The sequence below is a fragment of the Kitasatospora gansuensis genome, from assembly GCF_014203705.1.
Lineage (GTDB): Bacteria > Actinomycetota > Actinomycetes > Streptomycetales > Streptomycetaceae > Kitasatospora > Kitasatospora gansuensis.
This window is the reverse complement of the sequence record NZ_JACHJR010000001.1, coordinates 4,122,557-4,144,264: the sequence shown is the minus strand read 5'-3', so window position 1 is coordinate 4,144,264 and position 21,708 is coordinate 4,122,557. Positions and strand designations below refer to the sequence as shown.

Genomic DNA, 21,708 nt, shown 5'->3' with positions numbered 1-21,708 from the left:
TCCTGCCTGTCATGGGATCGGGGACGTCGGTCGGGGCTGCCGGTCCGTCAGGGGGCGGTGCCGAACTCGGCCAGCCGGGCCTGCACCCGCTCCAGCAGCTCCACCCTGGCCCGGCGCAGGTCGGCCAGGGCCTCGCACTCGGCGGCGGCCAGCAGCTTCGGCAGGTCGACGCCGAACCGGTCCAGGTAGCCGAGCACCTGCTCGGCGTCCGCGTACCCGCCGGCGAACCGGTCCGCCGAGGCGGGCCGGCCGTGGTCGGCCAGGGCCGTCAGGGTCTGCTCGGAGAGCAGGGTGACCGAGTTCGCGGCCACCAGCTCCTCGGCGTACCGGGTGTCCCGGTACCGACGGTCCATCACCTCGGTGGCGTCCCAGAGCAGTCGCTGCGGCCGGGCGCCGCGGGCGGCCAGCCCGGTCCAGCGGGCCGAGCCGAGCGCGCGCTCGTACCGCCGGTAGGCCAGCCGGGCCAGCGCGATCCCGCCCTGGCCGCGGAACGCCCGGGCCTCCGGGGTGCCGATCAGGTCCAGCTCGTGGTCCAGCACGGTGTCCAGCAGGCCGACCGGCAGGCCGGCCACCGAGTTGATCCGGGAGACGTCCAGGCCGTTCGCGACGGCCAGTTCGAGACCGGCCAGGAAGGCTTCCAGCACCTGGCGGTAGCGCTCCTCGGTGAGCACCAGCGAGACGTGCACGCCGATCCCCTCGCCCAGGCAGCGGGTGATCGCGGGCAGTGCCTCGGGCGTGGCCGGGATCTCCATCAGCAGGTTCGGCCGGTCCACCGCCAGGTGCAGCGAGCGGGCCTCGGCCAGCGTGAGGCAGGTGCCCTCGATGAACGAGGGGTCGATCCGGGCCGAGACCAGCCCGTCCAGACCGGCCGTCCGCAGGTACACCGGCTCCAGCACCTCGCAGGCCCAGCGCAGGTCACTGACCGTCAGCTCGCGCAGCGCGATCGCGGCGGTGGCACCGCCGGCGGCCAGCGCGGCCAGCTGTTCGCGGTACGCGTCGCCGTCGCCCAGCGCACCCGTGGCGCCGACCACGCACCGGTCGCGGACCAGGCGGGTCAAGCCGCCGTCCGCCAGCCGGTCGCGGCCGAGGCCGTCCAGCCACAGGGAGACGCCCTCCCCGGAGAGCTCGCGCAGGATCCCGACCATCAGGCGGTGGCCCCGCCGTCCAGCACCAGGTCGTGGCCGACCACGAAGCGGGCGTCCTGGCTGGCCAGCCAGAGCACCGTGTCGGCGATCTCCTCGGTCCTGGCGACCCGGCCGACCGGCACCCCGGCTCTGACCCGCTCGGCGCGCTGCTGCTCGGTCTCGTCGGAGCGCCGCTCCTGGTCGGTGTCGACCGTGCCGGGGCTGATCGCGTTGATCCGGATGCCGTCCTTGATGTACTCCCGGGCGGCGGAGCGGGTCAGTGTGGAGAGCGCGGCCTTGGAGGCCGCGAAGGCGCCGAAGCCGGGCACCCGGCCGTGGATGCTGATGTTGGCCGCGGTGTTGATGATGACGCCGCCGCCGTTCGCTTTCATGTGCGCGATCTCGTGCTTCATCAGCAGCCAGGCGCCGGTCAGGTTGGTGGCCAGGATGTCACCCCAGACCGCCTCGCAGACCTCGGCCAGCGGGCTGGCCTGTCCCATCACGCCGGCGTTGTTGAAGGCGACGTGCAGACCGCCGTGCCGCTCGACCGTGGAGCGGATCAGCTTGATGACGTCCATCCCGTGCGTGACGTCGGCCCGGGCGCAGTCGGCGGTGCCGCCCTCCTTCTCGATCAGCGCCACGGTCTCCCGCAGCTCGTGCGGCTCCCGGCCGGCCACCATGACGGTGGCACCCTCACGGGCGAAGGCCAGCGCGGTGGCCCGGCCGATACCGGAGCCGCCGCCGGTGACCAGGGCGACCTTGCCGTCGAATCGTGCGGTCATCAGGTTCCTCCTGTGGGGGTGGGTCGGCCTCAAGCCGCGTGGGTCAGCCCGGCGGACGGAGCGTCGAGGGCCGGGCCGGCCGCCCGGATCTCGTCGATCGAGGCCCGCAGCGCGTCGGTGAAGTAGGCGTCCGCGGCCTCCAGGAACCTGCTCTCCCGGACCGCCCGCTCGATGCCGGCCGGGGCCAGCTCGACCGAGATGGTCAGCGCCAGCGCGCCGTCCTCGGTCCGGTCGATCCGGTTGCCGATCGCCTTGATCTCCGGATCCGCCGGCTGCCGGTAGAGCACCGACTCCCCCGGCTCGACCTCGACCCGCTGGAACACCGTCCGGCCGTCCCGCACGATGCTGCGGGTGAACCCGCCGGAGAAACGGTCGAGCACCGTGCACTCGGTGATCGCGGGAAGATACGGAACAGGATTCTCCGCCTTCGCCAGCAACTGCCGCCAGAGCCCTCGGGCATCGAGCTGTTCGCACTCGGGGGTCGCCCCGGAATTGACCGGTATGGTCCAGGCGATGGTCACCGCTGACATCTGTCGATCCTCCCACCGGAATTACCGAGCCGTACTCTCTGTGCAGAACTCTGAATGAATCCGGCAGCGGCGGCAACAATGGTTCGGCTACTTCGTCAGTTGCCGGAACGCAAAACGACACGAGGGGATTCCGGAAAGAATCCGGAATCCCCCGTGTCGTTTTACCACAGGCCGCATTGACGGACCGTCAGGCGGCGGCCAGGCCGACCTTCAGCGCCGTGGCGATCTGCACCGCACGCCGGGTCTGGTACGCGATCGCCTCGAGGTTCTCCTCGTTCGGCGCGCCGACCAGGTTGTTGGAGACGTGGCTGGTGCCGTACGGGTTGCCGTTGCTCGGCGCGAACTGGATCCCGTCCGAGTAGCCGGGGGCCACGATGATCGCGCCCCAGTGGTAGAAGGTGTTGTTCAGCGCGAGCAGGGTGCTCTCCTGGCCACCGTGCAGGGTGGAGGTGGAGGTGAACGAGGAGACCACCTTGTTCACCAGCTTGCCCTGGAACCACAGGCCACCGGTGGTGTCGATGAACTGCTTGAGCTGGGCGGCCGGCAGGCCGAACCGGGTCGGGGTGCCGAACAGGACGACGTCGGCCCACTCCAGGTCGTCGAGGGTGACCTCGACGACGTCCTTGGTGGCCTCGACGTGGTCGGCCCACTCCTGCTTGGTGGCGACCACGGCGGCCGGGGCCAGCTCGGCGACCTTACGCAGCCGGACCTCGGCGCCCGCCTTCGCGGCGGCCGCCGCGGCCTCCTCCGCCAGCTTGTGCACGTGGCCGGTGGACGAGTAGTAGATGATGGCGACGTTGGTCACGGTCGCTGCTCCCATTCGGAATTCGTCAGATTCGGGATCCCTGCGGTCACCCCGTCCCCTCGACTCTCCCCCAGCCGCCGAACGGGCGGCAATCGGGGTTCGCCGACTTCATCACCTTGAACCGTCAACGAATTGACGACGGGTCGGATCACCGCTTCGCGCGGTGGACGCCGTACCCGGCGGTGATCGGATCCCCCCCGACAATCCGTGAAGATCGCCTCCACTCGACCGGCCGGTGTGACGAGATCGGCGGGTGACTGTGTCAGGTCGTCCGCGAAGGTGACTCTGTGTCAACCCGGGCAACCCCTCCGGGTACCGAGTACCTATCGTTGGGGGGGCAACGGGGACGGCAATCGGAACTCAATGGTCCGGGCGGGCGTTCCCCTGGCGAAAGGAGCACCACCGATGCGCACCGAACAGCCACCAGTGCTGGAGAGCAGCGTGCCGCCCCGCCAGACGGTCCGTCGCGCGGCGGTACTCGGCTCCCCCGTCGGCCAGTCGCTCACCCCGGTCATGCACCGCGCGGCGCTCGCCGCGATGGGGCTGGACTGGAGCTACCAGAGCATCGAGTGCGACGAGACCGAGCTGTCCGACGTGCTGGCAACGCCGGGCGCCGGCCTGGCCGGGCTCTCCATCGGCATGCCGCTGAAGCGCGCGGTGCTGCCACTGATCGACGAGGTCAGCGACCTGGCCCTGGACGTCGGCGGCGCGAACACCGTGGTCTACCGCGGCGGCCGCAGCTACGGCGACAACACCGACGTGTACGCGATGCTCACCGCGCTGCAGGAGGCCGGGGTCGGCTCACCCGGCTCCGCGGTGGTGCTCGGCGCCGGCTCGACCGCCTGCTCGGCGCTCGCCGCGCTGCGTGAACTCGGCGTACTGGAGCCCTCGGTGGTGGTCCGGGAGCAGAGCCGCGCGGCCGAGGCCACGGCGGCGGCCGGCCGGCTGGGCATCGCGGTGGACGTGCACACCTTCGGCGAGCTGCACCAACTGCTGCCCGGCGCCGGGCTGGTGATCTCCACCCTGCCGGCCGGGGCCGCCGACCCGTTCGCCACGGCCGTGATGCACACCCGGGCGGCGGTCTTCGACGTGGTCGGCTCGGCCTGGCCGACCCGGCTGGCGAAGGCGGCCGGGTTCGCGGGCGCCACGGTGGTCGACGGGCTGTCCTTCGTGGTCCACCAGGCCGCCCGGCAGCTCGAGTTGATGACCGGCCGGAGCGATGTCCCGATCCAGGTCATGCGCCGCGCCGCCCACGCCGAGCTGCTCCAGCGGGCGGACTGACGGCGGCCGGACCACACCGGCCACCGCCCACCGCACCCGCGCCGCACCCCCGCCCGCCCGGTCGTCATCAGGCCGAGAGCTCCTGGGACTTGTCGAAACCCTGCCGACGCGCGGTGGAGAGCACCGAGATCGCGTGGGCCACCGAGCAGAGCGTGGCGTGCCGGTGCCAGCCGGCGTACGAGCGGCCCTCGAAGTCCCGCATCCCGACCCGCCCGCTGACCTCGGCGAAGTCCTTGGCCACCCGTCGGGTGAGCCGCCCCAGCCGGAGCAGCGCCACCGGCGGTACGTCCACCAGATTGGAGAGCCAGAGCTCGGCGGGCTTGCCCTTGGCGCCGGACCAGCCGCCGACCAGGGCCAGCGCCCGCTCGGGCGGGGCCACCACGCCGGGCCGGCGGACCGTCGGCATGGTGACCCTGGTCCCGCTCACGAGTATCGACCTGGTGATCGAGTACTCCGGGTCCACCCAACCGACCGGGCGGGAGAAGCGTTTCGCCCACTCGATCAACTGCTGGGCCTGGAAGACCCGTTCACCCCGGCCCGGCAGGCTGCCGTCGAAGCCGACCAGCCTGGTCGAGCCGCTCACCCGCATCACGAACGGGACCCCGCGGCGGCAGAACTCCTCCACCAGGACGGGCGCGTCGAGCTCACGCGCGTCCAGCACGGCCGGGCGGCGGCGCAGCCCCCAGTCCGGCCCGGCCAGCTCGATCACGCTGTTCACCGCGCACAACTCCGGTGTGGTGGCCGAGACTTCGTCCGGGATCTTGGCGCGCTTGCGGCGCTCCTCGTTGGCCAGCCAGTCCGCCGGGAGCACCAGCCCCCAGTTCACCGGCGCGCTCATGTCCTCGCTGGCGAGCCAGACACCGTACGCCTGCTGGCTGTTGACCACTCGGCCGAGCTCGGTCCGGAAGGACTCCTCGACGCCGACCGAGTGCTCGCCGGCCTTCGGGATGGCCATCGAGTTGAGCACCCAGGCCTGCGGCAGCAGGACGCGGTCGAGGTGCTTGCCCAGCGCCTGCCGGACCGGCCCCCAGCGCCAGGAGGAGTCGCTGATGAAGTGGTGCAGGCTCTGCTCGGCGGCGCCGTAGCCGGCCACCGCCGCCAGGGCGCGCATCGACTTGCGGCCGGGCACCGAGAGCAGCCCCGAGATGTACCACTCGCCCCTGGCCCGCTGGTCACGGCGCTTCAGCGAGGCCAGCATCCGGCGGGAGAACTCCGTCACGAAGTCATCCGCCACGTCTCCCCAGATGTGCTCAGGAACGTTCTTGTCGCTTAGACCTTCCACAGCCCCCGTCCCCTCTTCTGCGGTCGCGAACCTGGCGGGCTCCGAGCGCCGGTCGGCGACGATGAGCCAGTTGCGAGGTGCTGGTGATGGATACGATACAGAACCGACTGGTTGGTTTCATCTACTTCGTCATCTTGGCACGGTCGGGGTCGGATCACAACGCCCACGCGGCCTTGACCTGACGCAGCATACTAGATACCGCACAGTTGGTTTGTTACGATGCGATGCAACCACTTGAAAACAGTCGACCCGGGCCGCCTTCGGCCGGCCCGCCGCCGACCGACTCCCCGAGGGAGATCATCGATGCCCCGTCAGGAACGGGCGCAGCGCACCCGCCAACTGCTCATCGAGGCCGCCTCGGCCTCCTTCGACCAGGCGGGCTTCGCCATGACGGGGCTCAACGACGTCATCAGGCCCACCGGCATCTCCAAAGGCGCGCTGTACTTCCACTTCGGCTCCAAGGAGCAGCTGGCCGAGGCCGTGATGGCCGAGTCCAGAGCCGGACTGCGCGAGGCGATCCGCTCCGCCCGGCACTCCAGCGACTGCCCACTGCAGTACCTGATCGACCTGAGCCACGGCCTGGCCAGGAGACTGGCCGAGGACGTGGTCTTCCGGGCCGGGCTCCGGCTCACCGACGACGGCGCGCTCGCCGAGAAGCTGCGGCCCAACCCGCACCCCGGCTGGGCGCTGATGATCCGCCGGCTGCTGGACCGGGCCGCGGCCCGCCAGGGCCTGCGGCCCGAGATCCTCACCGATGAGAGCGCGGCCCTGCTGGCGGCCGCCGGCGCCGGCGTGGAGGCCCTCGCCAGGCGTGACCCGGACTGGCTCAGCTCCCGGGTGATCTCGCTGCTCTGGCAGGCCGTGCTGCCCGCCCTGACCACCCCCGAGGGGTTGGCCAGGCTGCGCACCACGCCGGTCGAGCACGAGCGGGCCGGCGTGCCCGCACCGGGCCGCCCGCACCCGACCGACGAGCTCCGGCCCGACCGCCCGGTCGCCACCCTGGCCGCCACGCCGGCCACCCGCGGCGTGCCGGGCCCGGACGACACGCCCAGCACGCCGAAGGGCCGGCCTCGGGTCGAGGCCGGCCGGTCCGGCGCGCCGGGTCACCCGGCCGCTTCCGCCGACACGCCCGACCGAAGCATCAGTTCGCGGTACCAGGGGACGTGACCGGGGAACCGGGCCGCCAGGCCCGGGCCCGGGTCGCAGCCGGTACGCAGCCAGAGCCGGCTGCTCTCGTACCGGTGCTCGATCGCCAGCAGTGACAGCCGCCGCCCCCAGGAGACGGACCCGACGCCCTCCAGCCGCCGTCGGGCCTCCTCCAGGGTGAGCTCGCCCTCGGGCAGCGGACGCCCCAGGGCCTCACAGACCCGGGTCACCAACTCCCGCATGACGACGGGCTCCGGGTGACTCGCGTGGTAGACCTGCCCGCCCGGCACGGGCTCCCAGCACTGCCGGGCCAGCGCCGCGATCGGCCGGGCCAGGTCCTCCACCGCGATGGCCGACATCCTGGCCCGCCCGCCGTCGATCCAGTGCGGCAGCCGGTCCAGCAGATCCACCACCGCCGGGACGACCCAGGTGTCACCCGTCCCGTAGACCAGGTGCGGCCTGATCACCACACCGCCCGCCGCGAGCACCGCCCGTTCGGCCGCCAGCCTGGTCCTGCTGGTCTCCGATCCGGGCACCAGATCCGGCTGATACTCCGTCAAGTTCCGGTGTACGCCGTCCCGGTAGACCGCTGTAGTACTGAGGTAGAGCACTCGCCGAACCCCCGCCCTGGCGGCTTCGGCGAGCAGTGCCTCGGTACCCAGCTGGTTCACCCGGCGCAGGGAATCCGGGTCACCACCGATCTGTGACGCGAGATGAACGACCGTGTCCACACCTTCGCAGGCGCCGTACAGGGAGGCGGCGTCGGCGAGATTGCCGTGGAACGGTTGCACGGTGCCTAATTCGGCCAGTGGAAGGGAGCGACGATTCGTCAGCACTTTGACCGGAGCGTCCGGTGTCGTCTCGGCCGCGATCAGACCGAGCACCCGACTTCCGATGAATCCGGTGCCGCCGGTGATCAGCACACCTTTGGGGTGTCCCACCGTCAGCCGACCTTCTGGACCGCGAGCAATTCCTCCCGGGATTCCTCCCGGACGATCTGGCGGGTCATCAACTGGCCGGTGGCGACCGAGACTCCGTCCTGTTCGACGGTGACCCGGACGCTCAGCTCGCCGTTCGGGCCGATCGGCCCGGGGAATGCCCGGACGAATACCGGCAGGTGCAGTTCCGCGTAACGGATGAAATTGGTGTCCATCTCGAACGGGGCCACCGCGGCCACGCCGGCGACGCTGTTCGCGGCCTGCCGCATCGCCTCGACGATCACCATGCCCGGCACGTGGTCGACCGGGTGGTCGAACAGCACCGGGTGCCGGCGGTCGGCCTGGAGCCGCCAGGTGTACCACTCGCCGGTGGGCACCAGCACCGAGTTGGCCTTGTCGTCCTGGTACTCGCCCTGCGGCGGCACCATGTCGGGCATCCGCTGGGCCAACTGCGGTGCGCGGAGCCGGGCGTAGGTGTCGGGGGCCATGCAGTCCATCCGCAAGGACCCCGTCCCCAGCCGGGTGGCGCCACGGTGGATCACCGTCTCGTACTGCATTCCGGCCATGATTCCCCGGCGGAACCGGATGTCCTGGCAGGTCGCGCTGATCGTCAGATTGGCCGGGGTCTGACCGACCACCATGGCGGTCGGCTCGGCCCGGTACGAGAGGCTCCAGAGCAGGAACGGGTAGTCCGTAGGAACTCCGTACCCGGCATGGGAGATCAGCATCGCGGACTGCCGGATCGTCTCGGCCAGCAGCAGCGGGTCATAGCATCCTGCGATCGGCCGGTAGAAACTGTGTGACCTCGGCCATTGGGCGCCCAGCAGAAACCGGTCGGCGCCGGTCTGGCGCCATCCGGTGAGCATGACCTCGGATATCGAGGCCCGATGCACAAGACGTCGCGGCACGGTCTGCTCGTGGAGCTCCGGATCCATTTGGTCCATGCCCACCGACTGTGACGGGCATCCGTTTTCCGACAGCACTGACCCCATTTGCAATCTCCCCCAGGGATGGGTAATTGAGTCCACCGCCCAATGGCAGGGGGACTCGTGACGACGGTCGGATGCTGTCCGAACCGCCGGGTAACCTCGGTGCATGAGAACGTCGCGGAACCTACGGAGGGTGCGAGGCCCTTCAAGGCCTGCTCCGTAGCCATTCATCGTGCGCGCTGCCGCGCCAGGATAGGCTTTGACAGTCAGTCGTCGACCGACTCAGTCGTAGGTTCAGACAGAGTCGACCGGCAGGGGTCCTGGAACGGGCCGCCCGAGCAAGTCGCATGCGAAGCACGTGGTTCGACCAGACAAGTAGTCCCGCCCTCCTCGGCCACTCACCGCGCCAAGCCCTGGTGCGCCGTCGCTCCAGGCAACGATAGAGTACCATCCGGTCGGTTTGTAGTGTGAGGGTGCGCACCAGAAAACAGGAGAACGATGGCTCAGCAGGCACGTGCAGTGCACACCCGGCAGCAGATCCTGAACGCTGCCGCTCAGGTCTTCGCCAGGCGGGGATACGCGGCGGCCACGATGGCCGAGATCCTGACCGCCGCGGGTCTCACCAAGGGCGCGGTGTACTTCCACTTCGCCTCGAAGGAGGAACTGGCCCTCGCGGTCACCGAAGCGCAGTCACCCTGGCTGGAGGAGCTCGACCTCTCGGGCCCCGGCTTCCAGAGCGTGATCGACCTGACCGTCGCGTACGCGCGCGCGTTGCAGAACGACCCGATCATCCGGGCCACCGTACGCCTGGTCATCGAACACGGCGCCTTCGACAAGCCGCAGATCGAAGCCTGGGAGGTGAACATCAACCTGGTCCGGGACTTGCTGCTGGCCGCCCAGGACGACCTGCTGCCGGGCGTGGACATCAACGTCGCCGCACCGACGATCACCTCGTCGTTCACCGGTATCCAGCTCACCTCACAGGTGCTGAGCGGCCGGGCCGACCTGCTGGAGCGGGTGGCCGGCTGGTGGGCGCTGCTGGTGCCCGGGCTGGTGAAGCCGGAGCTGATCCCCGGTCTTGAGCTCGGCGGCTCGGCCAAGACCACCGCCCACCTCACGCCCGAGCGGATCGCCCGGGCCTCGGTGCGCCGCCGCGCCTGACCGAGCCGGTGGCCCGGGCGGGCGGGCCGCGGCCGGGGCGGGCCCGTGGGCAGCGGGCAACTCGGCCAGCAGGGTGGCGATCCGGGCCACCACCAGGTGGCTCCGGCCACCGGCCGGGACGGTCCAGGTGGCCAGCCGCCGGTAGATCGGGTTGCGCACCGCGAGCAGCGTGCGCAGCCGGCCCTCCGGGTCGTCGGCGAGCAGCGGCCGGGTGGCGGCCGAGCCGATCCGGGCCGCCAACTGCTGGGGTGCGACCGCCAGATGGACCACCCGGTGGCGACCGAGCCGTCGCTGGGTGGCCTCCTCCAGCACCGCGCCGCCGCCGAGCGCGAGCACACCGGAGTGCCCGGCCAGGGCCCGGTGCACCGCCCTGCGCTCGCGGACCCGGAAGTGCGCCTCGCCCTCCCGCTCCAGGATCTGCGCGATGCGGCACCCGGCCGAGCGCTCGATGTCGGTGTCGGTGTCCCGGAAGCCGACCCCGAGGTATTCGGCGAGCGCCCGGCCGATGTGGCTCTTGCCCGCTCCGGGTGGGCCGATCAACACGACGACCGGACTGGTCATTTCAGCTCCCGGTGAAGTAGCGGACTTCAGTGGTGGGTAGAGCCGCCGCGCCCGGCCAGGGCGGGTGAACGGTCCGCCAGCAGGGTGAGCAGAGTGTCGGTGATGACGCGCAGCCCGTCCCGGCTGAGCACCGACTCGGGGTGGAACTGCATCGAGCGGAAGCCCGGGCCGCGCAGCGCGTGGATCTGCCCGGTCGCCGGGTCGCGGCTCACCTCGACGGTGCCGACCGGGAGTTCGACCAGATCGTGGTCCGCCCGTCCGGCGAAGGTGTTGTAGAAGCCGACCCGTTCGGCCCGGCCGAACAGGTCGATCGTCCGGGTCACTCCCTGGTTCGGCCGCTGCCGGCGGACCAGGTCGAAGCCGAGCACCGTGCTGAGCACCTGATGACTCAGGCAGACCGAGAGGAACGGCCGCCCACTGGCCAGCAGTTGACGGGTCGCCCGGTGCAGGTGGGCGATCTTGGGGTGGGCCGTGTCCCGTGGGTCCCCCGGGCCGGGGCCGAGCACCACCAGGTCGTACCCGTCGAAGGAGTACTCCTGGTCGAACCGCCGTACCGTGACGGCGAGTCCGAGCGCCCGCAGCTGGTGGTCCCACATCGCGGTGAAGGTGTCCTCGGCGTCCAGCACCAGCACCCGACGCCCGATCAGCTCGGGCACCGGACGTCCGCGCAGCTCGGTGTCGGCCAGCCAGAACGGCGCCAGTCCGACGTTGCGCCGGCCCAAGGCGTCGAGCACCAAGGGGTGTTCGGCGAACTCCGGCGGCGCGGCCGCCTGCTTCGGGACCGGCCCCCTGGTGCCCAGGGCGGTCAGCAGGCCGGCCACCTTGGCCGCCGTCTCGGCCACCTCGGACTCCGGGTCCGAGTCCCGGACCAGGGTGGCGCCGACCCCGATGGTCAGCCGGCCGGTCGGGGAGATGTCGGCGGTGCGGATCAGGATGGCGGAGTCCATGGTCCGGCCACCCTCGGCGTCCCGGCCGATCAGCGCGACCAGGCCGCTGTAGTAGCCCCGGCCCCCCGGCTCGTACCGGCTGATCACCTTGGCCGCGCTCTCCAGCGGACTGCCGGTGACGGTCGGAGCGAACAGCGTCTCGCGCAGGATCTCGCGCGGGTCGCGGGAGGTCTCGCCCTCGACGAAGTACTGGGTGTGCGCGAGCCTGGCCATCTCCAGCAGGTGCGGTCCGGTCACCCGGCCGCCCGCGTCGGTGATCCGGGCCAGCATCTTGAGCTCTTCGTCCACCACCATGTAGAGCTCGTCGGCCTCCTTGGCGTCGGCCAGGAAGGAGAGCACCCCGGTCAGCGTCGGGCCGGACTCGGGGTACCGGTAGGTGCCGCTGATCGGGTTCATCACCGCGACCCCGCGGGAGAGGCTGAGGTGCCGCTCGGGGGTGGCGCCGACGAAGGTCCGCAGACCGGTGCGGATGATGAAGGTCCAGTACGCGCCGCGCTCGCGCTCCAGCAGCCGGCGGAAGAAGGTCAGCGCGGCGGCCGGGGTGTAGTCGGAGATGTCCGCCACGAAGGCGCGGCGGATCACGAAGTTGGCGCCCTCGCCGTTCCCGATCTCGTTGGCCAGGATGCGGCGCACCACGTCGGCGTACGCCGGGTCGTCGATGTCGTACCGCCCGTCGGTCAACTCGATGTCCAGCTCCGGCAGTTGGCGGAGCAGTTCGGCCAGCGGCACGGAGTCCTGCTCGCGCACGCCGAGCGCCAGCAGCGGCGCGCCGTCGTCGGCGGCCGCGAAGCCGCGCTCGGCGATCTGCCGGTACGGGACCACTGCGAGCACCTCGTGCTCGTCCCGGCCGGTCGGCGCCCGGTCGGCCGTCAGCGGGATGTCGGCCAGCCTGGACAGCTCGGCCACCGTGCCGCCGAGCACGTCCACCCGGTCCGGCGAGCCGGTCACCGGGCGGTACAGCAGCGCGAACTCGGGCTGCTGTCCGGCCAGGATCCGGCTCAGCAGCGCCTCACCGACCGGACGCTCCGTCATGTTCTGCTCCTACCAATTGAGTTGTCGAGGTCCGGCTCAGCCGAGGTCCAGCTCAGTCGATGCCGGGCTCAGCCGAGATCGGCGAGCACGGCCTTGGTGGTGACCGCCATCCCGCAGCGTTCGGCCACGTACGTCAGCGCCTGCCGGTGGTGCTCCAGGGTGAAGTCGGCGATCGCGTCACCGACCAGGAAGGTCCGGATGTCGTGGGAGTAGGCGTCCAGCGTGGTGGCCAGCACCCCGACGTGGGCGTACACCCCGCAGACGATCAGCTGGTCCCGGCCCTGCTCGCGCAGCGACTCCAGCAGCACGGTCCGGTGGAAGGCGCTGTAGCGCCACTTGGTCAGCATCAGGTCGCCCTCGGCCGGCCGGATCGGCTCGACCACCTGCCGGTCCTCGGGCGAGGGGGTCATTCCCGGCCCCCAGAAGTCGGCCAGCAGGCCGCGCTGTTCGCGCGTCATGCCGCCCGGCTGCGCGGTGTAGGCGACCGGGACCGCCAGCTCGGCGGCGCGCTGCCGGAGCAGCGTCACGTTCGCGACCAGCTCGGTGACCGGGGACTCACCGGCCGGGAAGGGCTTGAGGAAGTACCGCTGCATGTCGTGGATCAGCAGCACCGCCCGCCGCGGATCGACCGTCCACCGGGCGGTGTTCTCCGGCAGGTCGCCCTGCTGGGGCATCGGGTACGGGCTGATGGTCGGGATGGCCATGCGGAGTCCCTCTCGAGTCTCGGGTCACCGTTGCTGGTTGACGGGCAGTCACTCGGCGGGCTGGTGGGGCAGCCCGCCGCGGGGACGGCCGAGCGGTGGGGCGCCCGGACCGGAGGGTCAGTGGCCGAGCGCCGCGCCGCCGTCGACGGTGAGGTCGTGCATGGTGATGTGCGCGGCCTGGTCCGAGAGCAGGAACAGCACCGCGTCGGCGATGTGCGAGGGCTGGGCGATCCGGCCGAGCGGGATGCCGACCCGGTAGGCCGAGGCCACCCCGTCGATGGAGGCCTGAGCGGCGCTGTCGTCCTCCCAGAGCGCGGACAGCATCGGGGTGTCGGTCGAACCCGGCGCCACCACGTTGCAGCGGATGCCGAACTTCGAGACCTCCAGGCCGAGGCACTTGGTGAACATGGTGGCTGCCGCCTTGGAGGCCGCGTATGCCGACATGTCGACCCGGGCGGTGCCCGCCGCGTTGGACGCCACCGTGACGATCGCACCCCGCCGGCCGGCGGCCACCATCCGGTTGACCACCGCCCGGGAGATGAAGAAGACCCCGGTGGTGTTCACCGCGAAGGTGGCGGACCAGTCCTGGTCGGTCAGGTCCTTGGCCGCCCCGAGCCGGAGCACGCCGGCGCCGTTGACCAGGTAGTCGATACCGCCGAGCTGCTGCTCGACGGCCTCGACCACGGCCTCCACCTCGGCGCTGTCCGTCACGTCGGCCGGGAACGCCTCCGCCCGGCCGCCCGCGTTGCGCAGTTCCTTGGCGAGCTCCGTGAGCCGGTCACCGTCGCGGTCGACCAGGGCCACCGTGACGCCACGTTCGGAGAGCGCGCGCACCACGGCTCCGCCGATACCGCCGGCCGCCCCGGTGACCAGCGCGACCCTGTTTTCCATTCCATGGACACTCATAGCGACCCCAAAGACCGAGGATGACCGACCGCTGTCGGCCGATGGATGACTGATCCGAAGGGGCCCTTCAGCCCCGCCACGCAGCCGCGACCTCAAGGGCCTGCTCCGGGTTCAACCGGGGGTCGCAGAAGCTGGTGTACTTGTCGCCGATGTGCGCCAACTGCCGTTCGTCCGAGGCGCATTCGGTGACGTGGTCCGGCGTGGCCTCCAGGTGCAGACCGCCGGGCACCGCGCCGACGCTCAGCAGCGCCAGCTGGAACCGGCGCACCTCCTGCACCACCGTCCCGACCAGCCGGGTCTTCAGGCCGCCGGGCCCGTTCACCGTGTTGCCGTGCATCGGGTCGGTCAGCCAGACCACCGGGTGACCGGCGGCCTTGACCGCCGCGGCCAGCGCGGGCAGCCGGTCGGCGACCCGGTCCGCGCCCATCCGGGCGATCAGGGTGAGGCGGCCGGGCTCGCGGTTCGGGTCGAGCTTCGCGCAGAGCGTCAGCAGGTCCTCGACGCTCATGTCCGGGCCGACCTTGGACGCCACCGGGTTGGCCACCGAGGCGAGCAGCGCCACGTGGGCGCCGTCCAACTGGCGGGTCCGGTCGCCGATCCAGGGCAGGTGGGTGGAGGCCAGGTAGGACCGGCCCTGGTCGGTGCGGCGCAGCAACGGCACCTCGTAGTCGAGCAGCAGCGCCTCGTGGCTGGTCCACACCGGGGCGCCGACCGGCGGCAGACCGGCGGACTGGCGGGCCCGCAGCGCGGCGAACGCGGTCGCCGCCGCGTCGTAGCCGCTCAGCAGGCGGTTCGGGTTCGGGCGGCGGAGCACCGGGTCGGGCTCCGGGCTGTTCACCATGTGCCCCCGGTAGACCGGGAGTTCGATCCCGTCGACGGTCTCGGTCGGGCGAGAGCGCGGCTTGCCGAACTGCCCGGCCAGCCGGCCGATCCGGATCACCGGGCGCAGGGTGTTCATCGAGACCACCCCGGCCAGCGCGTCCAACAGGCCGACCTTGCGGGCCACATAGCCCGGCTCGCACTCGGCCGGGTCCTCGGCGCAGTCCCCGGCCTGGACCACCTGGAGCCGGCCGGCGGCCACCTCGGCCAGCAGGGCGCGCAGCTCGATGAGCTCCGCGAAGCGGACCAGCCCGGGCCGGTCCGCCAGCTCGTCGGCCACCTCGGCCAGCCGCCGGTGGTCCGGCCAGGACGGCTGCTGCTGGGCCGGGAGCGACTTCCAGTAGTCGAGTTCGCTCTCCGGCAGCGGCGGACCGGTCTCGGCCGATCGTGCCGCGATGACGTCGCTACTCACTCAGAACCTCCGTGGTCGTTAATTCCTCGGCTGCCGGGAAAGGGCGGCTGCGAATACCGCCGCTGCGTTCTGGTCCGGCGCGGAGGGCAACCTTTCATGAGTCTGAGCAGGGCAAACTACGAGGTCAACGGCGTGTTTCGAACTCCGTCAGGTGCCGGACACTGTGTCATTGAATACCATCCGGTTTGGTTGTTTTTCGAAATGGAGCCGCTCTTCGGAGAATTCCCGGACGCGATGATTCCGACACAGTCCGGCTGATTTCCTGTCAGGTTGCCGGGCCGGGTGGCACCGAGTGCCGCGTCCCGCCCCGGACATGGCGAAGCGCCGCCCGGACCGGCCGGACGGCGCTGCGTGGAACGTTCGTGGAACGAGCTGACCGAGGGTCAGGCGGCCCGCTCGCGAGCCTTCGCCAGGCTGCGACGGGCCTGGGCCGCGACCCGCTCGGGCGTGAAGCCGAGCTGTTCGTACAGCGTCCGGTACGGCGCGGACAGCCCGGACCGGTCCAGGCCGACCGCCACCCCGGCCTCGCCGGCCAGCGCGTGCCAGCCGAGCGCGGAGCCCGCCCCGACCGAGACCCGGGCCGCGACCCCCCTGGGCAGTACGGCGTCCCGGTAGGCGGCCGGCTGCCGCTCGAACCGCTCGGCACTGGGCATCGCCACCACCCGGGTGGCGATCGAGTCGGCCTCCAGGATCTCCCGGGCCCGCAACGCCACCGGCACCTCACCCCCGGCCGCCACCAGGATCACTTCGGGCACCCCGCCGCCCGCCTCGACCAGCACGTACCCGCCCCGGCTCTCTCCCCGAGTCTCCATCACGTGGGCGGTCCTCTCCGGGCGGCGACAACGGCGTACCAACCGACTCTCCGCGCCCGCCCCCTGACGGGCAATCAGCTCGGCCCGACTCCGTCAGCTGCCCCCGGGAAACGCCGACGGCCCCCGGCCAGCGATGCTGGTCGGGGGCCGTACTCCGGCGGAGAGTGTGGGATTTGAACCCACGGTGACGGGTTACGCCACGACAGTTTTCAAGAACATCGCGGATGCCGCCGCTCACCTGCGCGTTGCCAGCCAGAGTCTGCTGTCGTTCCACGCATGTTCCACAGCACGCCTCCAAGCGATTGGTCAGGTCAGCGCGTCCGCGGTGACCTGCATCGAGTCCACGACGATCACCGCTTCGGCCTCGACCGCTGGGAGGAAGCGCTCGAAGCCCATCGGCGGGTGTCACTCGGTTCGCCGATGCGACCGCTTGATGCCCCGTTGAGGGAAGGTCAGCAGCGCCGCTTGGACCGGATTCCTATTAGGCCATTGAGCGACCCTAGGGGGTGAATAGATAAGGCGAGGGCATCTTCGGAATCCCCTGCCTCAAGAAGCCTATGAGTGTCACATCTTGCTTTAGGTCGCCAATTACAACAAGAAAGGAGAGTGCCGCCATGGGAATCCCTCCAGCTCGCCCCGAAATGTCCCATGCGATCGAACACAGAGAAAAGAACAATGCACTAAATCCGACATGGCCAGCAGATTCGCGTATCATATAGCTAACAAATAGGGCCTCCGCTTTCACAATGACAGGACCCGCCACAAGGCTAAACGCTCCGATAAACAGTAATCCGAGACTGAATCCAGAAATCTGGAAACCATCCCCGGCATGAGCGGCATAGAGAGCACTCCAGGCCGTAATTGCAAGTGTCCCGCCCAATAGAGATGTCTCGAACTGTCGACGAGCAGCCTCGACATACTGCCGCTGCAGTCGAGCTGCCGTCCTCTTGGTTTTATCAGAGTCATTTATCTGAGCTCTAGTCTTCCGCAGGGCTTTATCAAGAGTCCCCATGTGAATCCAGTACCTGCGAATATATTCCTCCGCCCATGCGAGGCGACCTAATATGACTATCGACAGGAATGTACTCAGCAGGATCTTCAATCGACTCACCCGCCAGGCCAGCGGCACGGATTCGCCGGGCATGCCCCGTCAGTCGTGCTCTCAATTCCGCACGGGCAGTGACCGGCAGACAACTGCACAAGCTCCCGAAGTGCGTCAAATTCATACAGGGCCTTGGACGGCTCGCCCGAAGCTAAGTAGGTAGCCCCCAAGTCAGCCCGCAGTGCAACTGATTCCAGCACCAAAGGCAAATACCAGCCGACATTCTTCAAAGCATGCGACGACCAGTCAGATGCGGCCTCCAAAAGTTCGGCAGCATCGAGATGCTTTCCCGATTCTGCTATCCATAAGGCTTCCCGACGGCAAGAACCGACAATCTCTATGGCTCGATCCCGGGAGACTTCATTGGCGGGGGGAAAATCCATCATCTCTTCATCGCCCCTTGGGGTGGATAATGGCCCTGTTGAAAACTGCCGCGAGAATAGTATGCGCCCTTAATGACTGGGTTGCATCTTGACGCCTCCGCAGGTCAAGGCAGCAACGAAACCTTCCGGCGCTGAGCGCTCACCGCTCGACCCCGACGGTTCTGGCTGGTGGATAAAGCCGCAGACTCGCCCGCCGCCACGGCTCGGTTGAGCCATCCTCGGACCGGTCCTCACCTGGAATGGCAAACTGCCGCCGAAGCGAGCGAGGGCAGGAGCGGTAGCGAACGCGCGGGTGCGCCATAGACCCATAGAGAAGATTTCTACGCAACTCATGCACGACAGCCTTCAAGAACATCGCGGATACCGCCGCTCACCTGCGTCTTCTCGCCAATGGCGCGCTGGCGTTCCACGAATGCTCTATGGCCACTCTCCAGATGGCCCTGCGACTCAGAGCAGGGCGTCCGCGATGGTCTGCATCGAGTCCACAACGAGCACCGCACCGGCCTCGGCCAACCGAGCCTCCTTGCCCGGCTTGTTGGCGTAGCCGATGGTGGAGATCCCTGCGGCGAATCCGGCCTCCACATCCCTGGCCGCGTCGCCGATGAAGATGCACTCTCCCGGCTTGCTGTCGCGTGCGTCCATCGCATCAATCAGCAGCCGCGGACTCGGCTTCATAGACGCCGGATCGCCGACAACCCGCCCGAAGACGCCCACGACGTACCGGTCGAGCTCCCGCTCGACGAGATACGCGGTGATTGCCGCCCCTGCGTTGTTGCTGACCACGGACACGGACCGGCCCGACCGGGCGCAAGCGCGCAGAAGCGATTCGCCGCCCTCGTTCGGCCGGCCAACTCGGACCGCGTCCGTCTCCAGCCCGGTGAGAGCTTGGTCCGTCACCACAGCCAGATCTGGACGGGCGTCCGCGACTAGACGAAGCAGGGCGAGCGGATCGGTCTCGGTCTCGCCACCAGGCGGAGCCTGCTCACCCTGAGCGAGCAGGCCCCAGCGAAGACGCTCGGCAACTTCCGGTGCGGGGAAGCCAGCGAACACGGAACACAGTGGGCCGTCGAAGTCGAGCAGCACGTGCCGTACGGGCCGAAGCAGATCCGCGATCGACGGGGCCGCCGGCATCACGACTGCCTCTCGTACGCGATGGTGGACCACACGCTGTCGAACCACATCTGCGCCTGCTGAACGTACTGCGATCCGAGCGATGCATCATCCGGACCAGCGGCGTGGTGGAACAGGGTCGTGTCCTTGCCCGTGACGTCGTAGAAGGTGTGGTCACCGCCGCCGATCGCCACCGTCCGCTCGCGGAGCGGGTAGAACCCGAAGAACGCCTCGGCACGGTTGAGGATGTAGAGCTTGAACAGGCTGGACGCCCGGTGCACCTTGACCTGCACAGTGGCCGACTGGATCAGGCCCAACTCCGCCAGCATCTCGACTGAGTGCGCGATGCCGCCCGCGTTGGTGAGCGCGATGTTCCGAGCACGTTCCCGCAGCGCCACCTCGTCCTTAAGGCCGTCCACCAGCACTGGCACCGCCATCGGCTCCGACGTGTCCGGCAGAAGCAGCCGCACAGCGATGGACTCCGGGGCGAGCCGCCCGGAGCGGACCTTATCGAGCGGTTCTTGCAGGGCGTTGTGCAGCGTCTCACTTGAAAAGCCCGCGAAGTCGAGCGTCACCTGCTGCTGCTCGAAGGCTGCCTCGATGTGCGGCCGGAGACCGACCGGCCGTGACGTGCGCTCCCGAATGAAGCTGCCGCTTCCCTGCCGGGTCACGATCAGCCCTTCGCTTCGGAGGATCTCCAACGCTCGGTCAACCGTCCCTCGCGCCACGCCGAAGTGCTTGGCGAGCTGCGGGCCCGACGCGAGTTTGTCGCCCGGCTCAAAGCCCGGCTTCTTGGTGAGGATCGAGGCCCGCAAAGAGCTGCTGACCTGCTGATACGGCGGGCGGGAGTCATCCGGGTCAAGGCTCATGAACCCATGTTAGAGCAGGTGCCCAACATGGGCGAGGAACCCATCCCTCTTGACCTGCTTAAGCAGGTTGCCTATGTTGAGCACATCGCACCGAGCGAGACAGGGGCGAGACAAGAGGGGCCTTCTTCGGGCTGCTCTGAACTGCACAAACGCACGACCAGGAGCCCCGGACAGATGGGGTTGAGGTACCCGGCGCCTTGTCAGCCGGAGGGCAGTGACCGAGAGGTCCGCGTCTGCCTAAAACGGGGCTTGCCCCCGCAAAGACGCACTGTACGAGCACTTTTGGTCCCCGATCCGCCCTCGCTTCGGCGGGTGCGGGTCGGGCCCATGACTGCTCGTCACCGACGAGTAGTTGGCCCAGACAGACGAGACCGCCGCGCCTTCCTTGGCCGGTAGCGCGGCGGTCTCTGGGGCCCACACCCCCTTTGAGAGGTAGACCCGTGAAGCTGATTGTTGCAGGGCACTGGGCCGTTTCGGCCCGGGAGTTCGCCGAGCTGGCGTTCGGCGTGGACGCCGACGTGGACCCGTTCGGCTCGTTGTTCGGCGGTGTGCCGGGTGAGTCGGCCGCCGAGTGGGCGGCACGTACCGCCGTGGCCCGCGAGGTGCTGGCCGAGCTGATGGCGGACGACCCGGAGTCGGCCGCGGTGGCGGCCGAGCTGATGCGCTCGGCTCCGGTGCCGCTGGTTCGTCGGGTGGCGGGGCGCCGGCCGGTCTGGTCGGGAGTGGCGGCATGAGCGACCACACCGTGAACGGCGGGTACGGCCACGAACCGGCCCCCGCTCCGCAGCCCACCGGCGCGCCGAGTGAGGGAAAGGGCCAGTGACCCGCAAGGCGAAAGCGGCGATGGTCACCGGCCTGCTGGCCGTGGTGGTCATGGCATTCCGGGTCTCCTGGAGCGCGCTCAAGGACGTGGTCGAGGCGATCGGGGCCGACCCGACCGCCGCCAACGTCTACCCGCTGGTGGTCGACGGCCTGATGGCCCTGGCCCTGGTCGCCGTCCTGGTCCTGACCGGGACCGATCGCAGGTTCGCCCTGCGGGTTCTGGTCGGCTACACGACCGCCAGTCTGGTCCTCAACTATGTGCACGGCTTGGTGCCCGATCTGCACGGCGCCGGTCGGATGCGGTTGGCCGACTGGGCGCCCGCACACTGGGCCCTGGTCCTGCTGGCCAGCAGCCTTCCGGTCGGGTCGATCTACTTCGGTTCGGACCTGGTCGCCAAGGTCCTGCATCATCGCCCTGAACTAGCAGAAACAGACCAGACCACTGCAAATCGGTCGGGGTCTGACCTGCGCGAACCCGCACCGGTCGAGGTCGAGCAGTCGGTGTACGAGTCGCCCGCCCCGTCGGCCCCGACCGAGGCGCCGATCGCTCCCCCTACCTCCGTTCCGGTCGTGCCGGTGAAGGTGGCCAAGTCGGCTGCGGCCCCGACCGGGCGGGCCCGCAAGTCGGCCGCCAAGGTGCCACCGTCCGCCCGGACCGGTCGGCCGACCCGCACCCCCGACCAGTTGCTCACCGAGGCCCGCACCGCGACGGCCGACTGGTCGGACGACAAGCTCACCGCCGACGCCATCCGGGCGGCCGTCCGCACGTCGACCGCCCGGGCCCGCGTCCTGCGGGACACCCTCAGGACTGAACGAGCTGCCAGTGCAGCGGAGTTGGTGCCGACCATCCTGCACGCCGTGCCGGACGCCGAGACGTCGGCGGTTGAGGAACTGGCGTCGTGACCACCCTGATCCCGCCCGCCTCCTGACCAGCCTCCCGAGGAACAGCGCCACCCCTCCCCGCTCCACTTCGCATGGACTCAGACAGGAAGTGCCCCATGTTCGGCAAGAAGATCGCCAAGGCCATCGACAGCACCGCCGCCAAGGCGTACGAGACCGGCACCAAGGTCGGCGGGAAGACCGGCGGCAAGATCGCCGACGCCCTGTCCAACGCGGCGCTCGGCGGCCTGCGCTCCCTCATCGACCAGCCGTGCACCTGCACCCGCTCCAACTGCAAGCACTGACCCCCAC

General features: G+C 69.9%; 21 protein-coding genes and 1 pseudogene. 6 read left to right on the top strand and 16 right to left on the bottom strand.

The window, feature by feature from the left end:
- Positions 1 to 47: 47 nt before the first annotated feature.
- From F4556_RS18270 to wrbA, 4 genes are all read right to left on the bottom strand, one after another.
- Complete coding sequence (locus F4556_RS18270) at positions 48 to 1,145, bottom strand: transaldolase family protein (RefSeq protein WP_184917103.1); 1,098 nt, start codon at positions 1,143 to 1,145, stop codon at positions 48 to 50.
- Entirely contained in the window at positions 1,145 to 1,906 is a 762-nt protein-coding gene (locus F4556_RS18265; RefSeq protein WP_184917100.1) for an SDR family oxidoreductase, read from the bottom strand. The genes F4556_RS18270 and F4556_RS18265 overlap by 1 nt, the downstream gene beginning before the upstream one ends.
- Before the next feature lie 29 nt (positions 1,907 to 1,935).
- A complete protein-coding gene (locus tag F4556_RS18260) occupies positions 1,936 to 2,436 on the bottom strand; it encodes an AtaL-like protein (protein WP_184917097.1) in 501 nt (166 codons plus the stop codon).
- Positions 2,437 to 2,623: 187 nt separating this feature from the next.
- Positions 2,624 to 3,241 carry an NAD(P)H:quinone oxidoreductase gene (wrbA, locus tag F4556_RS18255; RefSeq protein WP_184917094.1) on the bottom strand — a complete coding sequence of 206 codons (618 nt, stop codon included), beginning with the start codon at positions 3,239 to 3,241 and terminating at the stop codon, positions 2,624 to 2,626.
- 405 nt (positions 3,242 to 3,646) lie between these two features.
- Between wrbA and F4556_RS18250 the strand changes: the two genes are divergently transcribed.
- A complete protein-coding gene (locus F4556_RS18250; RefSeq protein WP_184917091.1) occupies positions 3,647 to 4,522 on the top strand; it encodes a shikimate dehydrogenase in 876 nt (291 codons plus the stop codon).
- Between the two features lie 67 nt (positions 4,523 to 4,589).
- On the opposite strand, the gene F4556_RS18245 is transcribed toward F4556_RS18250, so the two are convergent.
- The gene (locus F4556_RS18245) at positions 4,590 to 5,804 is read right to left on the bottom strand and encodes an IS701 family transposase (RefSeq protein ID WP_446684973.1); all 1,215 of its coding nucleotides are present in this window, start codon (positions 5,802 to 5,804) and stop codon (positions 4,590 to 4,592) included.
- Positions 5,805 to 6,107: 303 nt separating this feature from the next.
- Between F4556_RS18245 and F4556_RS18240 the strand changes: the two genes are divergently transcribed.
- Complete coding sequence (locus tag F4556_RS18240) at positions 6,108 to 6,971, top strand: ScbR family autoregulator-binding transcription factor (RefSeq protein ID WP_184917088.1); 864 nt, start codon at positions 6,108 to 6,110, stop codon at positions 6,969 to 6,971.
- Here F4556_RS18240 and F4556_RS18235 read toward each other — a convergent pair.
- Both F4556_RS18235 and F4556_RS18230 read right to left on the bottom strand, forming a co-directional pair.
- A complete protein-coding gene (locus tag F4556_RS18235; protein ID WP_184917084.1) occupies positions 6,908 to 7,891 on the bottom strand; it encodes an NAD-dependent epimerase/dehydratase family protein in 984 nt (327 codons plus the stop codon). The two genes, F4556_RS18240 and F4556_RS18235, sit on opposite strands and share 64 nt — an antisense overlap.
- A 2-nt stretch (positions 7,892 to 7,893) precedes the next feature.
- Positions 7,894 to 8,823 carry a ScbA/BarX family gamma-butyrolactone biosynthesis protein gene (locus F4556_RS18230; protein WP_281403770.1) on the bottom strand — a complete coding sequence of 310 codons (930 nt, stop codon included), beginning with the start codon at positions 8,821 to 8,823 and terminating at the stop codon, positions 7,894 to 7,896.
- Between the two features lie 492 nt (positions 8,824 to 9,315).
- On the opposite strand from F4556_RS18230, the gene F4556_RS38280 reads away from it, so the two are divergent.
- Positions 9,316 to 9,978, top strand: a complete 663-nt coding sequence (locus tag F4556_RS38280; RefSeq protein WP_246511041.1) for a ScbR family autoregulator-binding transcription factor — start codon at positions 9,316 to 9,318, stop codon at positions 9,976 to 9,978.
- Positions 9,979 to 10,068: 90 nt separating this feature from the next.
- On the opposite strand, the pseudogene F4556_RS38275 reads toward F4556_RS38280, so the two are convergent.
- The 9 genes and pseudogenes from F4556_RS38275 to F4556_RS18185 all read right to left on the bottom strand — a co-directional run.
- Positions 10,069 to 10,539 (bottom strand): annotated as a pseudogene (locus F4556_RS38275) (shikimate kinase); the annotation flags it as partial.
- 26 nt (positions 10,540 to 10,565) lie between these two features.
- Complete coding sequence (locus tag F4556_RS18220; protein WP_184917076.1) at positions 10,566 to 12,518, bottom strand: anthranilate synthase family protein; 1,953 nt, start codon at positions 12,516 to 12,518, stop codon at positions 10,566 to 10,568.
- Positions 12,519 to 12,586: 68 nt separating this feature from the next.
- Positions 12,587 to 13,222: an isochorismatase family protein gene (locus tag F4556_RS18215; RefSeq protein ID WP_184917073.1), complete on the bottom strand. Its 636-nt coding sequence runs from the start codon at positions 13,220 to 13,222 to the stop codon at positions 12,587 to 12,589.
- A 117-nt stretch (positions 13,223 to 13,339) separates the two neighbouring features.
- Entirely contained in the window at positions 13,340 to 14,113 is a 774-nt protein-coding gene (locus F4556_RS18210) for a 2,3-dihydro-2,3-dihydroxybenzoate dehydrogenase (protein WP_184917070.1), read from the bottom strand.
- Positions 14,114 to 14,195: 82 nt separating this feature from the next.
- Positions 14,196 to 15,419: a 3-deoxy-7-phosphoheptulonate synthase gene (locus F4556_RS18205; protein WP_184917067.1), complete on the bottom strand. Its 1,224-nt coding sequence runs from the start codon at positions 15,417 to 15,419 to the stop codon at positions 14,196 to 14,198.
- Between the two features lie 383 nt (positions 15,420 to 15,802).
- A complete protein-coding gene (locus F4556_RS18200) occupies positions 15,803 to 16,231 on the bottom strand; it encodes a transketolase-like TK C-terminal-containing protein (RefSeq protein WP_184917064.1) in 429 nt (142 codons plus the stop codon).
- A 499-nt stretch (positions 16,232 to 16,730) separates the two neighbouring features.
- On the bottom strand, positions 16,731 to 17,375 hold the full coding sequence (locus F4556_RS18195; RefSeq protein ID WP_184917061.1) for a hypothetical protein: 645 nt from the start codon (positions 17,373 to 17,375) through the stop codon (positions 16,731 to 16,733).
- 788 nt (positions 17,376 to 18,163) lie between these two features.
- A complete protein-coding gene (locus tag F4556_RS18190) occupies positions 18,164 to 18,799 on the bottom strand; it encodes an HAD family hydrolase (protein ID WP_313068353.1) in 636 nt (211 codons plus the stop codon).
- Positions 18,800 to 18,846: 47 nt separating this feature from the next.
- The gene (locus F4556_RS18185) at positions 18,847 to 19,695 is read right to left on the bottom strand and encodes a GntR family transcriptional regulator (RefSeq protein WP_184917055.1); all 849 of its coding nucleotides are present in this window, start codon (positions 19,693 to 19,695) and stop codon (positions 18,847 to 18,849) included.
- 440 nt (positions 19,696 to 20,135) lie between these two features.
- Here F4556_RS18185 and F4556_RS18180 point away from each other — a divergent pair, with 440 nt between their 5' ends.
- From F4556_RS18180 to F4556_RS18170, 3 genes are all read left to right on the top strand, one after another.
- Positions 20,136 to 20,429, top strand: a complete 294-nt coding sequence (locus F4556_RS18180; RefSeq protein WP_184917052.1) for a hypothetical protein — start codon at positions 20,136 to 20,138, stop codon at positions 20,427 to 20,429.
- 85 nt (positions 20,430 to 20,514) lie between these two features.
- Positions 20,515 to 21,420, top strand: coding sequence for a DUF2637 domain-containing protein (locus F4556_RS18175; protein ID WP_184917049.1), 906 nt, complete (start codon positions 20,515 to 20,517; stop codon positions 21,418 to 21,420).
- A 95-nt stretch (positions 21,421 to 21,515) separates the two neighbouring features.
- On the top strand, positions 21,516 to 21,701 hold the full coding sequence (locus F4556_RS18170) for a hypothetical protein (protein ID WP_184917046.1): 186 nt from the start codon (positions 21,516 to 21,518) through the stop codon (positions 21,699 to 21,701).
- The last annotated feature ends 7 nt before the right edge of the window (positions 21,702 to 21,708 follow it).